The organism is Timaviella obliquedivisa GSE-PSE-MK23-08B (assembly GCA_019358855.1).
GTDB lineage: Bacteria > Cyanobacteriota > Cyanobacteriia > Elainellales > Elainellaceae > Timaviella > Timaviella obliquedivisa.
The window spans coordinates 48415-60775 of record JAHHII010000006.1; the positions used below are offsets into that span (position 1 = coordinate 48415).

Annotated in this window: 11 protein-coding genes; 5 read left to right on the top strand and 6 right to left on the bottom strand. The window is 48.5% G+C overall.

The features are described 5' to 3' along the window. Both KME11_12685 and opcA read left to right on the top strand, forming a co-directional pair. Complete coding sequence (locus tag KME11_12685) at positions 1-1530, top strand: glucose-6-phosphate dehydrogenase (GenBank protein ID MBW4516066.1); 1530 nt, start codon at positions 1-3, stop codon at positions 1528-1530. A gap of 32 nt (positions 1531-1562) precedes the next feature. Next, positions 1563-2900: a glucose-6-phosphate dehydrogenase assembly protein OpcA gene (gene opcA, locus KME11_12690; GenBank protein ID MBW4516067.1), complete on the top strand. Its 1338-nt coding sequence runs from the start codon at positions 1563-1565 to the stop codon at positions 2898-2900. Positions 2901-3087: 187 nt separating this feature from the next. Here the strand turns inward: opcA and KME11_12695 are convergent, their stop codons facing one another. From KME11_12695 to KME11_12705, 3 genes are all read right to left on the bottom strand, one after another. Beyond that, positions 3088-6264 (bottom strand): alpha-mannosidase, encoded by a 3177-nt coding sequence (locus KME11_12695; protein ID MBW4516068.1) that lies wholly within the window; start codon positions 6262-6264, stop codon positions 3088-3090. A gap of 69 nt (positions 6265-6333) precedes the next feature. Beyond that, complete coding sequence (locus KME11_12700; GenBank protein ID MBW4516069.1) at positions 6334-7323, bottom strand: SDR family oxidoreductase; 990 nt, start codon at positions 7321-7323, stop codon at positions 6334-6336. An 83-nt stretch (positions 7324-7406) separates the two neighbouring features. Continuing rightward, positions 7407-7511: a PetM family cytochrome b6-f complex subunit 7 gene (locus KME11_12705; GenBank protein MBW4516070.1), complete on the bottom strand. Its 105-nt coding sequence runs from the start codon at positions 7509-7511 to the stop codon at positions 7407-7409. A 74-nt stretch (positions 7512-7585) separates the two neighbouring features. Here KME11_12705 and pdxA point away from each other — a divergent pair, with 74 nt between their 5' ends. Next, the gene (gene pdxA / locus KME11_12710; GenBank protein ID MBW4516071.1) at positions 7586-8644 is read left to right on the top strand and encodes a 4-hydroxythreonine-4-phosphate dehydrogenase PdxA; all 1059 of its coding nucleotides are present in this window, start codon (positions 7586-7588) and stop codon (positions 8642-8644) included. A 369-nt stretch (positions 8645-9013) separates the two neighbouring features. Further along, complete coding sequence (locus KME11_12715; GenBank protein ID MBW4516072.1) at positions 9014-9235, top strand: DUF4327 family protein; 222 nt, start codon at positions 9014-9016, stop codon at positions 9233-9235. Between the two features lie 83 nt (positions 9236-9318). Here KME11_12715 and KME11_12720 read toward each other — a convergent pair whose 3' ends face one another. The 3 genes from KME11_12720 to KME11_12730 are packed head-to-tail and all read right to left on the bottom strand — an operon-like array spanning position 9319 to position 11106. Further along, entirely contained in the window at positions 9319-9675 is a 357-nt protein-coding gene (locus tag KME11_12720; GenBank protein ID MBW4516073.1) for a hypothetical protein, read from the bottom strand. Between the two features lie 35 nt (positions 9676-9710). After that, a complete protein-coding gene (locus KME11_12725; protein ID MBW4516074.1) occupies positions 9711-10055 on the bottom strand; it encodes a hypothetical protein in 345 nt (114 codons plus the stop codon). A 43-nt stretch (positions 10056-10098) separates the two neighbouring features. Further along, on the bottom strand, positions 10099-11106 hold the full coding sequence (locus KME11_12730) for a DUF882 domain-containing protein (protein ID MBW4516075.1): 1008 nt from the start codon (positions 11104-11106) through the stop codon (positions 10099-10101). A 216-nt stretch (positions 11107-11322) separates the two neighbouring features. Between KME11_12730 and KME11_12735 the strand changes: the two genes are divergently transcribed. Then, positions 11323-12249 (top strand): cation diffusion facilitator family transporter, encoded by a 927-nt coding sequence (locus tag KME11_12735; GenBank protein MBW4516076.1) that lies wholly within the window; start codon positions 11323-11325, stop codon positions 12247-12249. The last annotated feature ends 112 nt before the right edge of the window (positions 12250-12361 follow it).

Here is a 12361-nt window from a genome sequence, read left to right on the forward strand (position 1 = left end):
ATGGTTGCTCAACTCGAAAACCCACTGCGCGTTGGTTTACAACAAGATCGAATTCCCGAACCTCAAGTTCTGGTCATTTTTGGAGCCTCTGGAGACTTAACCCAGCGCAAGCTCATCCCAGCCATTTATCAAATGAAGCTAGAGCGGCGATTACCCCCCGAATTAACCATTGTCGGCGTTGCCCGACGAGAATGGGATCACGATTATTTTCGGGCACAAATGCGCGAAGGGATCGAAGACTACGGCGGCGGCTTGGGTCGGGAAGAAATTTGGCAGGATTTTGCAAAAGGCTTATTCTATTGCTCAGGTGATATTGATAACCCTGCGAGCTATCAAAAGCTCAAGGCTTTCCTGGGTGAGTTGGATGAACAACGAGGCACCAGAGGCAATCGATTATTTTACTTAGCGGTTGCACCTCGTTATTTTGCAGAAGCCATGCAGCAGCTTGGAGCCGCCAATATGCTGAGTGATCCCCGCAAACAGCGATTGGTGATTGAAAAACCCTTTGGCACCGATCTTCCTTCTGCACAAGCACTCAACCGCGTAGTGCGGCAGGTTTGCCCCGAAGAGCAAGTCTACCGAATCGATCATTATTTAGGGAAAGAAACGGTTCAAAATTTGCTGGTATTTCGCTTTGCCAATGCTATTTTTGAGCCGCTCTGGAATCGCCAGTTTGTCGATCACATCCAAATTACGGTCGCCGAAACCGTCGGGTTGGAAGGTCGGGCTGGCTATTACGAAACGGCTGGGGCGCTGCGAGACATGGTACAAAATCACCTGATGCAGCTTTTTTGCTTAACTGTGATGGAACCTCCCAACTCCTTAGATGCTGACAGCATTCGCAACGAAAAGGTAAAAGTGTTGCAAGCCACTCGGTTGGCAAACGTAGAAGACTTAGGGTTGTCTGCGATTCGAGGGCAGTACAGTACAGGCTGGATGGGCGGCAAATCAGTTCCCAGTTATCGGGAAGAAGAGGGGGCTGCACCCGGCTCTACCACTCCGACCTATGCGGCGCTGAAGCTCGTGATCGATAACTGGCGGTGGAAAGGCGTACCTATTTATTTGCGAACGGGCAAGCGGATGCCCAAGAAGGTTTCGGAGGTAGCAATTCAGTTTAAGGATGTGCCGTTTTTGATGTTTCAGTCGGCAACGAAGCAAGCAAACCCTAACGTGTTGGCAATGCGAATTCAGCCAGATGAAGGGATTTCAATGCGGTTTGAGGTGAAAACGCCAGGGAGTTCGCTGCGGACTCGTCCAGTAGATATGGATTTTCGATACGACTCGGCTTTTGGTCAAGCCAATACAGACGCTTATGCGCGGCTTCTGGTTGACTGTATGTTGAAAGATCAAACTCTCTTTACGCGAGGCGATGAAGTTGAGGCTTCTTGGCGGATTCTTGCGCCTTTGTTAGAGGTTTGGGATGCTCCGGCTCCTCCTGAAGCGGTTTCGCTTTATGAGGCGGGAACCTGGGGACCCGTGGAATCTGAATTATTGTTGAATCGGGATGGTCGCCGCTGGCGCAGGCTTTAGTTGCTCATTGTTTACTCATTTTTCTTTACCCTATGACTACTACACCGATTGTTGCACTGCAAAAACCGAAAGAAATTTCGTTGAGTGAAATTGAGACAGAGTTAAGCCAAATTTGGCATCTTCAGAATGGCGACAAGGATGAGGCAGGGGCTGTTAGAGCGGCGACGTTTAGCATGGTGGTTTACGAGCCGGAGGAGTTTCAACAGCTTTTGGCAATTTTAGGATTTTACAAGGGGGCGATCGACGGTATTTACAATTCCATGACCAAAGCTGCGGTCTATGAAGCCCAAAAAGCTTATGACCTAAGGCTCACCAGTCGCATTGATACAGAAACATTAGCTCGCTTACGGGAAGAGGTCAGCAAGCTTTCACCTGAGCAGAAAAAGATCTCGAATCCCAACATGCGGGGATTTGGGGTGAGTGATGTGATTGCAGTACAGAATCCTTGTCGGATTGTTAGCATTTGCCCTGTCTTAGGCGATGAAGAAGGGATAACCACGCAAGTATCGGTGTCTTGTCCCATGCCGTTGCAAAAGACAAGCACAAGTCTGATCTGCTGCGAGTACATTACCCTGCGGGGCAATAAAGCAGCACTGAACCAGATTGGAGAAGAAGTTGCTGCGCTAATGATTGCTGATTTGCCAAAGTTTGTGTGGTGGAAAGCGACCCCAAACCCAGAGCAAGATTTGTTCAAACAGATGGTAAATTCCTGCAATGGGATTATCTTAGATTCTTCTTACTTTAGTGATCCTGAATCTGAGTTTTTGAAGATTCATGAGCTAGTGGAAACGGGGACTTCGGTAGTAGATTTAAATTGGCACCGAATTTCGGCTTGGCAAGAATTGAGTGCAGAGGCATACGATCCACCGGAACGACGGGCTTCTTTAGAGGAGATTGATCAAATTGCGATCGACTATGAAAAAGGAAATGCGGCGCAGGCTTTGATGTATTTAGGTTGGATTGCCAGTCGGTTAGGGTGGGAACCTGTTTCTTATACCGAAGAGGGGGGCGACTATGAATTGCGCCATGTTCGGTTTACAGGTCGTCATGAGCGAGAGATTGTGGCTGAGCTAGCAGCAATTCCAACGGCAGATTCTGGAGAGATTACGGGGGATTTGATTGGGCTGCGAATGACTTCAACCAACCTAAATGCAGATTGCTGTACAATTCTTTGCTCTGAAACGACGGGTTGTATGCGAATGGAGGCTGGAGGAAGCGCACAGGCTTGTCGAACGGAGTTGGTAACAGCGATTAATGATCAGCGGGCTGAGTTGCTGTTAAGTCAGCAGTTGCAGCGCTGGGGTCAGGATGTTTTGTATGAGGAGAGTTTGGGAGTTGTGAATCATATTCTGCAAATTCGCAATCGGTAGGATTTTCTTTCTACCCTTGCCAGCCCAAGTCTCCACCCTTTAAGATTACACAAGTTTAAAGGGGTGGAGGCATTGTTTTTGGGATGCCGAGCCTTGAGGGGCTTCCCCTCAAACTCCCCAGCAGGGGACGGTTGCGTCCCCCACACCCCCTCCAAACGGGATAACGAACACTACGCCGGGATCTCGGTTAAAGCTGGGGGAGTAGAAATGTGGTGATTTTCCAGGGGAAGAGTTCGTCGGTTTTAGGGAGTGTTGGTGCTTCAAGCAAGTTTGCAAAGTCAGGATGTTTCAAATCAAGACGGTGAGAAAGTAGGTTCTCTGGATTATTCTGCCAGGTAAGTCTGATCGGTTCACCGTGGCATTCGTAGCAACGTAAAACCCATAGCTTAGGATCATCCTCGGATTGTTTGAATGCAGTAATGACTAGATTTTCATTGGGTAAGTCGAAGAATTGCCCGATCGCTGGTAGTTTCCCACCCAGTCCTGACAGCTTGACGACGCGCAAAAGTTGATTGAGTTCGTAGCCTTGGTGAACAGTTCGAGCCGATCGCCAGTCTCCTTCATGGGGATACAACGCATACGTAAATTCATGCTTTCCCTGATCAGCATGAGGATTGGGCCATTCTGCACCCCGCAAGAGCGTTAGGCGAATCTGATGAGGCTGGGCATCGTAGCCATACTTGCAGTCATTCAATAAACTAATTCCGTAAGCATCGTCTCCTAAATCTGCCCAACGTAACGCTGGAACTTCCCATTGAGCTTTCTGGCGATCGCTTTCCCTCTTCGTCGTCCGTTGAATGGCACCGAAAGGAATCTCGTAGGTGGCATAATCTGCTTCTACGTTTAGAGAGAAAGCAGCTTTAACTAAGACATGACGCTCTTGCCAATCTACTTCAGTTTTTATTCTCAAAATAGGCGAGTGATTTTGCAAAATATAGGCTTGTCGAAATAGCGATCGCCCAATTTTTCGTTCTACCCAAATCTGTTTTTCTAGGGCATTTTGCACCCCCAAATGAATCCCTACTAGCTCAACGGGTAATGGATGCTGAGCGTAGTTGGGATCAATATTCCAAGCATCCCAATATTGCCCTTCGTCGCGGAACGCCTGAAGTTCGTTACCTGCACCATTCAGGACTTCTCGTTGGTGCAATTTATCAAAAATGCTAGATAGATCGCCTGTAGTAGGGTCGATGGTAATCCGCAAAAATTTGTTTTCGAGGACAGAGCATTCTAAGTTCTGATCTGAAGGCAATTTGGCAGATGCAGGAGGGATTGGACAGAGCCAAAAACAACGGTAGCCCAGGGCGGGAATGGTTTCGGCTAGGAATGAGATCGATCGCCCATCTGGAGAGACTTGCATCTGGGGAAAACCCTCCAGGCTACAAACTTGCCAATTACCTGAAGGGCTAGAAACCTCGACAATTTGCGATCGCTCCCAGTTCAAAGCATTAAACACAGCGATCGCTTGAGCTTCAGGATGGGGTGGCTCAGGCAAATGAATTTGAGTGGCGATCGCTCCTAAAGCCTGATCTCTGATGTCCCCTCCCACATTTTCTGCTTCTAACCAATAGGCATCGGCATCTTCATAAACTTTTGGAATTGCCGAACCTGGTAAAATATCGTGAAATTGATTGAACAAAACCTTCTTCCAAGCCGATTCAATTTCAGCTTTAGGATAAGTTACACCTGTGAGTAAAGTAGCGATCGAAGCAAATAATTCTGCTTCATACAGCAACTCTTCACACCGCCGATTTCGTAGCTTTTGATCAGCGTGTGTAGTGTAACAACCTCGGTGAAATTCCAGGTAAAGATCTTCGTTCCAAACAGGTAATCCTGAATTAATTTGGGCTTCATTTTGGGCTTCATTCTGGATTTCACTTTGCTTTTCTATTGTTTCTAAAAAGTCCAGCACTGTCCCAAATTTCATTTCTGGGAAAAACGGCGATCGCTGCCATCTTTGCGCCACCTGCAACATGTCGCGGGTCGGACCACCCCCATGATCCCCCACGCCTGGAAGCCACAGCGATCGCTGAAACCCCGTTTTCGTCTCCCAATCAAAGGCATACTTCGCCATCTTAACGGGGTCAATCCCTTCGCCAATGGGCGCAGAATTGAGACTCAAGATTTGCGATCGATCCGCAGCTTCCCACCGAAATACCTCGTGGGGAAACTGGGTCGTATCATTCCAGCGCAGCTTTTGAGTCACAAAATAATCTACGCCACCCTGCTTCAAAATTTGGGGCAACTGCCAACAGAACCCAAAGCTATCGGGAAGCCAAGCGACTTTGCTGAGACTGCCAAACTTTTCCTGCACATAGCGCTGACCATAGAGCACCTGGCGCACCAGCGATTCGCCGCCAACCAAATTTAGCTCCGGCTCTAACCACAGACCCGCCACGACTTCCCAGCGACCTGCAGTAACTTGCCGTTGAATAGCGGCAAATAATTCTGGACGGTTTTCTTCAATCCAGGCATAAAGGGCAGGCGAGGTGTGGCAAAAGGTCAGTTCAGGAAAGTCTTGCTGAAGTTGAAGGACAGATTTGAATGTTCGTTCGGCGGCTTCCCAGGTTTCAGCAACGTCCCAAAGCCAAGCCAGGTCTAAGTGAGAATGCCCAACCAGTTGAATCGATCGCGTCTTAACCTTCTCACTTAAAGGCATGAGGCTTTGTCGTAGATGGGTCAGAGATTGATCAAAAGTGGAGCGATCGCCAACTTCTGCCCAGTTAATCTGAGCCACGTTCTCAGTCAATTCCTCTAACTGCTCTGGCAAAAACTGGGTTAGATATTCCTGCAAAACCGCTAACTCATCCGCCACAAAGCCGGGTTCTGGACAGGTATCGACCGACTGATCCGCCCGTTCATAAACGCAGAGAGACTTTACCAAAGCCCCCTCATCGTGCCCTGGGCTAACGAGATGGATTAAGACCGCGATCGCCTCTCCTGGCTGAACGGCTTTGCTTAAAACAACTCGCGCAGAATGATCAAACAGATCGCCCTCTTGAATCAGTTCGCCATTTACAAAAATCTGAGCCACTTCTGCCCACCAAGTCAGCGACAAACGCAGTTCCAACCCTTCTAAGGAATAGCCTTGAAGAGCAGAAGGGACAATGATTTCCTGCCCCAAGCAGATCGTTTGTTGACCTCTTGCCCACGCGATGTGGTCGCGGGTGTTGAGAGGCGCGACCCTTGCGGTATCTGCGAAGCAGCGCGCCCAATCTTCCCAACTTGCCTGCAATGCCTCAGCCGTCGATAAGTCTAAGAAGCACTGATGCCAGAGCGGCTGGATGCTAACCTGGGTTAAGCTCCGAAGGTGGGCGATCGCGGCTGCCAAAGAATGACCAGATGCCAAAGAATAACCAGACATAATCCATCAATAAAGGACACGATAAAACCCCCAGCATCTCTAGAATACTGGGGGCTTAGAGCCAATCTATCACTTTGCCGCTGACTTAAAAGGACTGCGCTTCTTCTTCGCCTTTTCTTTAACTTTTTCTTTCTCGTACTCCACTTCCCTCAGCTTCTTCATAATTCGGCTGAAGTACTCCTCCATGTAGCTTTCCAAAGTTGTCACTTCGCCCGGATCAACACCTAATACGGCGTAAGTTTCATCCATGGGTGCCGCTAAGGGCTTTCCAGAAGCAATCACTTCCGTAAATGCTAGCCGATCTGCCAAGTTCCAACCCCACTGAAAAAACCGGGCAATCCGCTGTACCGTTCGCAGCAAGCCAATCGGCATCCGAGTCACCTTGGCTTCTTTCCCGGAGAGCCGTTCGCAGAGGCGAATAATTTCGTATGCCCCCCAAGCCCTAGAGCCTACAACCGAAAAGCTGCGATTTGCTGCTTCAGGCACTTTTAATGCTTGAATGGCAAATCGAGAAATATCTTGAGTATCCATATAAGCGATCGGAGAGCTATCTCCCATCACCCACACGGCTTGCTTTTCCAAAATAGGAATAGCGTACTGTCCAATTAATCCTTGCAGAAAACCGCAAAGTTTTAAGACCGTGTAGTTCAAGCCAGATTCAGCCAAATACTGCTCTGTACAGCGCTTGATTTCCATCAAGGGCACGTTAGGATACTTCTCACAGTCTTGAATTGAGAAAAAGATAAACCGTTCAATTCCAGCTTTCTTAGCCGCTTGAATCAGATTGACTTTACCCTCCCAATCAACTTGTCTAATCGTCAGCGAGTCGGTGGCTCTTGAGGTTGAGGCATCCACGATCGCCGTCATTCCTTCTAAGGCAGGCGGTAGGCTCTCCGGCTTACACAGATCACCCTGCACAAGTTCAGCGCCCCATTCTCTAAGGAATGAGGCTCTTCTAAAACTTCTGACTAAACAACGAACCGTATAGCCTTCGTCTAGAGCGCGACGAACAACCTGCCTTCCTAAAGTACCTGTGGCACCGACGACTAATAAACTCATGAGAAGCTCTGTAACAGATTATTAACTTTATTAGTTTAATCCACAGAGTGATCAGTCATCCATATCTTCAATGAATAACCTAGTTATTCCTCTCCACCTTGAATCTTTAGCATGAGGAAACCAAGGCTCAAACCCACTAGAATTAAGACAAAGGACAAAATAACTGCGTTGTAAAATTCGGGACCCATAACCAGCGTTCCTCTTGTAAATAGATATTGCTAGGCTTAAACCTGTCAACATCTTAAATGAGTTTGGTTGTTCCATGAACGTGCTCTCCGAGATACCCGCAAGGGATAATCCTTCCTCTATCTACCCCCATCTCGCGATCGCCCTCGGCGATCCGGCTGGCATTGGCTCAGAAGTCGTTCTAAAAGCCCTAGCCGATCCTGCCCTTACCCAAAACTGCCAAATTACTCTGGTCGGCAGTCGATCGCTGCTACGCCAAACCTACGAGCAACTCGCTCCCACTTCAGTCATAATCGATCCCGATCGGCTCTCAATGATAGATGTGCCGATCGCCCCATCCAAAATCACTCAGATCACGCCCGGAGTGGGTAACGCTGCCACTGGAGCCGCCAGCTTTCAGTTTTTGGAAACCGCGATCGCCCATACGCTTGCGGGTGAATTCCAAGGGATCGTCACTGCCCCGATCGCTAAATCTGCCTGGAAAGCAGCGGGGCATCCTTACCCAGGGCAAACTGAGCTTTTGGCAGAGAAAGTAGGCATCGAACGCTTTGGAATGTTGTTTGTCGGACGATCGCCCCACACAGGCTGGACACTCCGCGCCTTGCTTGCTACGACCCACATTCCCTTACGACAAGTCCCTGATGCCTTGACCCCAGATCTGCTCACTCTCAAGCTTGACCTGTTAATCGATTGCCTCCAGCAATTTGGTATTGTTGCGCCGCGCATTGCGATCGCTGGACTTAACCCCCACAGCGGCGAACAGGGGCAACTCGGCACCGAAGAAATCGACTGGCTGATCCCCTGGATCAAAGACATGGGCGATCGCTATCCCACAATTCATCTAGACGGCCCGATCCCCCCTGACACAATGTGGGTTCGTCCAGCACAACACTGGTATTCTTCACAGCCTTCTCACTCTCAAGCTCATGACGCTTACCTGGCGCTATACCATGACCAGGGGCTAATTCCAGTCAAGCTGATGGCGTTCGACCGAGCGGTAAATACCACCATTGGCTTGCCCTTCGTACGAACTTCGCCAGATCATGGAACAGCGTTTGATATTGCAGGTCAGGGCATCGCTGATGCAACAAGTATGAAAGCTGCTATAGAACTGGCGATCGAGCTAACGCAGTAGTTTGCCGTCGGTTTAAGTCATTGAACCTAACTCATTTCAGTAGCTTTTCAACCGTAGCGTGGTCTCTAAGTCTAAAAAACAGTCGTCAATGCTTTATTTTATACCTGCTTAAAAAACTTAGAAAATCAGGCAACCCCGCTCACAAAGCCAACGATACACAAAATGCGTTCTTCGATTAATACAATAGGGCTTAACATATCGCGAACAGAGTGATACCATTGGGTAGATATTTCGTATATCTAGCTACAGATTTGCTCTTCAACGAAATTAAGCCTTTGGGTGCCCTCCGTGGGCAAGCTTAAACGACTTAGAACGCTTTTCTAATCGTGCATTGACTTTTCTAGAACTGAACAATTGAGGGTAAGGACTATGATTCAGGCTATTCAATATTCTGTTGAGCTCATTCAAGATGAAGCTCGGCAGCTTGTACAGAAAGGTGTAATTGGCTCTCAGCAGCCCATTTATGTGTTGTGTAAGTATATTCCTGCCCGCGAATGGGGTTTTGTGGAATGTGTCTTAGAAGAGAATGATTATCTTTTGAGAGATAGAATCGGTGATCTCATTGGTCGGGAAGACTGGAACAATGACTAAGAACTTCCTATAAAAATCGCAGCCTGTTGACAGGCTGCGAATAAAAACGTAAATCAAATTAAGGCAAATTAAGGCTGTGAGTATTATGCTCGCAGCCTTTCTAGTTCGGTACGAATGGCAGCAAGCTGGGCAGTCAGTTCTTGCAGGTCTTGTTGAATGGCAACGGTGCGAGAAGGCGTAGGCGCACTGGTTTCATAGGGGCTTGAGATGCCACTGGGTGACTGACTAAACATGCCATCGACAAAGCTACGAGCTTCTCTTTCGGTAACTTCGCCCTTAACGGCAAGCTCCTCAATGAGTTGATTGGGATCGCTCCGCAGCTTGGCAAAGTTTTCTTCTCGATTCTGGGAGTCTTGCAGCGATTCAATCATCAAGGCAGTCGCGCCAATAGTCACACGATATCCTTTTTGGAGGGTTTGAATCAGGGTGTCGGGGTTCATAGGAGGGGATTTAGCGAGGGGATATTAGGGAGCATTTAGCCGCATTGTTCTAGATATTGGTTAATATCTTCGATGATGCGGGTCAGTTCGGCTTCAGTGTTGATGCGAATGCGATCGTCGCGTAAGGTAATTAAAACTTTGGCAGCGAAAGGGGTAGACCAAATATTAGGATTACAGAAAATTTCTAGAAATACATCGCCAGTGTGCTGATATTCCATCGCTTTCTTGGGTACAGGTCTGCCGCCTGTGCCTGGAGTGGCAGGAGCTTTGAGGCTATCCATCAGAATGGCGATCGCCCCTTGCAGATCCCGTGCTGCTTGGGGGCTAAAGCTGAAAGAAACCGCACCCTCAGCCAAATTTAATCGAAGGGGTAAAGCCATAGTGTTTTAAGTATCATCTGTTCTCTCATTTATCCTACCAGTCTTAAAATCCCCAGGTTCGTTTAGGGCCCGCATCTAGATGCACAATATCTGATCTAGCTCCGGCATAGGTTCCAACGCCACCCTCCCACCAGGGCAAGAACTCAAAAGCAAGCTGCCGTCCGGTGTAGCCTTCTACCCAAAAATCTACGGCTTTTCCAGTCAAGTGCTGGCTATTAGACACACCACCCGCCTGAGAGTTAAAGGGCTCCGGACGATACCAGGAGGTGATATTGAAAGGTTTACCAATTTGATTCCGGGCGCGTTGAAGCTGCCTAGCCAACAAAATAATGCCATTCACCTCGTCTACCAATTGAGGAATCCTCTCACCGTTGCGGGTGGCTTCGCCCCAAGTGAGACTGCCGCCTGGAATAATCGGTTGATCGGTGAAAAAGACACTGGTATTGCCTGGAAGCCTGAAGCTAATTCCGCTGAAAGCAGGGCTTCTCCGCAGGGGATAAACAACTTTGCCATCATATAGAACCTGGGCGTGTTGATTGTATACGTACCAGGTATTCCAGCCATTAATGTAGTCTTCAGGTCGTTGCAGCGCGATTTTAATGTGATTGTTAAAACCTCCTTGAGCATTGGCAAAAGCGTAGGAGTGCAGCATCAGAACGCTGCCTCGCAGAACTCTCCGGCGACCCTTCTCGGGCAGCAAAATTGCGGGAACAGGCGTTCGCTTGAACTGAGTATCTTGAGTTACTTTCAGAAAAAGAATAGCGACTTGGTCTTCTTGGGGATAGACAACATTGCCCTCTGCTAGCACTTGAGCATGACGATTATAGATATACCAGGTGTTAATGCCGCGCACCCAATCGGCTGAATTTTTCAACGCCACCCTGATATGTCCATCAAAGTCCACACCCCCTTCTGCGTAGGCATAGGAGTCAATTTCAAAGATTTTGCCAACAGGAACTTCAAATTTTTCTTCGGCAGGCAATTCGATCGCCTGTAAAGGTTGCCGTTTGAACACGGTGTCATTGGTAATCTTTAAAATTTGAGTCACCATTTTCTAGAATCCTCGCTAGATTGACGGGTAGGGCTTGGGTATCTAGGCTTAACCTCACTCCGTTCAATCAATGGATTAGCCAATGGAACTGAGCAATCTTTATGGGTCTTAACCATTTCTTTCCAAGTGGGGAAGTAGGATTACCTAAAAGATACGCCAAGCGATCGCTTGCCCCATAGTCCCCCCAAGGGTGCTTGTATAGAGTCTACCAACGCCATGCAACATTCTCAGAAGATTGTCTCGAAGATTACGGACAACCGCCCCGCAGTTCAAAAGGTATTGATCATCACGTTGGTACTTAACTTATTTGTCATGGTGCTTAAAGCTGGTGTGGGCTACTGGACAGGCTCTCTCAGCCTCATGGCAGATGCCCTCCACAGTGTGACAGACAGCGCCAATAATGTGTTAGGGCTGGTCACCAGCCACCTGTCCTCGCCCGAGCCCGATCGCGATCATCCTTACGGGCATCAAAAATACGAGGCGCTGGGAGCATTGGGCATTGCTGCCTTCTTAGGAATTGCCTGCTTCACCATTTTTCAAGGAGCCGTCGAGCGGCTTTTTCAGGCAGGTGCCCCCGTCACCATTTCGCCGCCCGAACTCTGGTTGCTTCTAGTTGTTTTAGGGATCAACATCTTTGTTGCTTTTTATGAGCGCCACATGGGGCGAAAAGTCGGCAGTCCTATTTTAATTGCCGATGCTCAACATACGATGAGCGATATTTGGGTCACCATTAGCGTCATGGCAGGGCTGATTGGCATTTGGATTTGGGGATTTCAGTGGTTGGATGTGGCGCTGGCGTTTCCGGTGGCGGTGTTGGTATTTTGGAGTGGATGGACGGTTCTGAAGTCCAATTTGCCTTGGTTAGTCGATGAAATGGCGATCGCCCCGGAAGTGATTCAGCAAGAAGTCATACAGGTGCCAGGAGTCATTAACTGTCACAGCATTGCCTCTCGGGGCGTAGTCGGTCGGCAGGTATTTATCGAAATGCACCTTATTGTCGAAGCCCAGGATGTAGAAGCCGCCCACCAAATCACAGAAGCAGTAGAAGCACGGCTAGAAGAAAAATATAGCCCTGTGCGCGTCAATATTCATGTGGAGCCACCCGAATATAGTTCAGAAGAAATCAGCTATGAAACGCGGTAAAAGAGAAAAGCTATAGATCCAAACATTGCGATCGGTCACTGAAACAGGGATCGCAAATCTCGTTTACCGCATACTCTCCTATTTGGGCTGAATTTGAGCATGACTTCTTAAC

What these genes read in the sequence shown, in the direction of transcription:
- KME11_12695 (MBW4516068.1), bottom strand. Translation starts at nt 6,264, where the DNA reads ATGTCTGGTTATTCTTTGGCATCTGGTCATTCTTTGGCAGCCGCGATC.
- KME11_12685 (MBW4516066.1), top strand. Translation starts at nt 1, where the DNA reads ATGGTTGCTCAACTCGAAAACCCACTGCGCGTTGGTTTACAACAAGAT.
- KME11_12730 (MBW4516075.1), bottom strand. Translation starts at nt 11,106, where the DNA reads ATGGTGACTCAAATTTTAAAGATTACCAATGACACCGTGTTCAAACGG.
- pdxA (MBW4516071.1), top strand. Translation starts at nt 7,586, where the DNA reads ATGAACGTGCTCTCCGAGATACCCGCAAGGGATAATCCTTCCTCTATC.
- opcA (MBW4516067.1), top strand. Translation starts at nt 1,563, where the DNA reads ATGACTACTACACCGATTGTTGCACTGCAAAAACCGAAAGAAATTTCG.
- KME11_12725 (MBW4516074.1), bottom strand. Translation starts at nt 10,055, where the DNA reads ATGGCTTTACCCCTTCGATTAAATTTGGCTGAGGGTGCGGTTTCTTTC.
- KME11_12705 (MBW4516070.1), bottom strand. Translation starts at nt 7,511, where the DNA reads ATGGGTCCCGAATTTTACAACGCAGTTATTTTGTCCTTTGTCTTAATT.
- KME11_12715 (MBW4516072.1), top strand. Translation starts at nt 9,014, where the DNA reads ATGATTCAGGCTATTCAATATTCTGTTGAGCTCATTCAAGATGAAGCT.
- KME11_12700 (MBW4516069.1), bottom strand. Translation starts at nt 7,323, where the DNA reads ATGAGTTTATTAGTCGTCGGTGCCACAGGTACTTTAGGAAGGCAGGTT.
- KME11_12735 (MBW4516076.1), top strand. Translation starts at nt 11,323, where the DNA reads ATGCAACATTCTCAGAAGATTGTCTCGAAGATTACGGACAACCGCCCC.
- KME11_12720 (MBW4516073.1), bottom strand. Translation starts at nt 9,675, where the DNA reads ATGAACCCCGACACCCTGATTCAAACCCTCCAAAAAGGATATCGTGTG.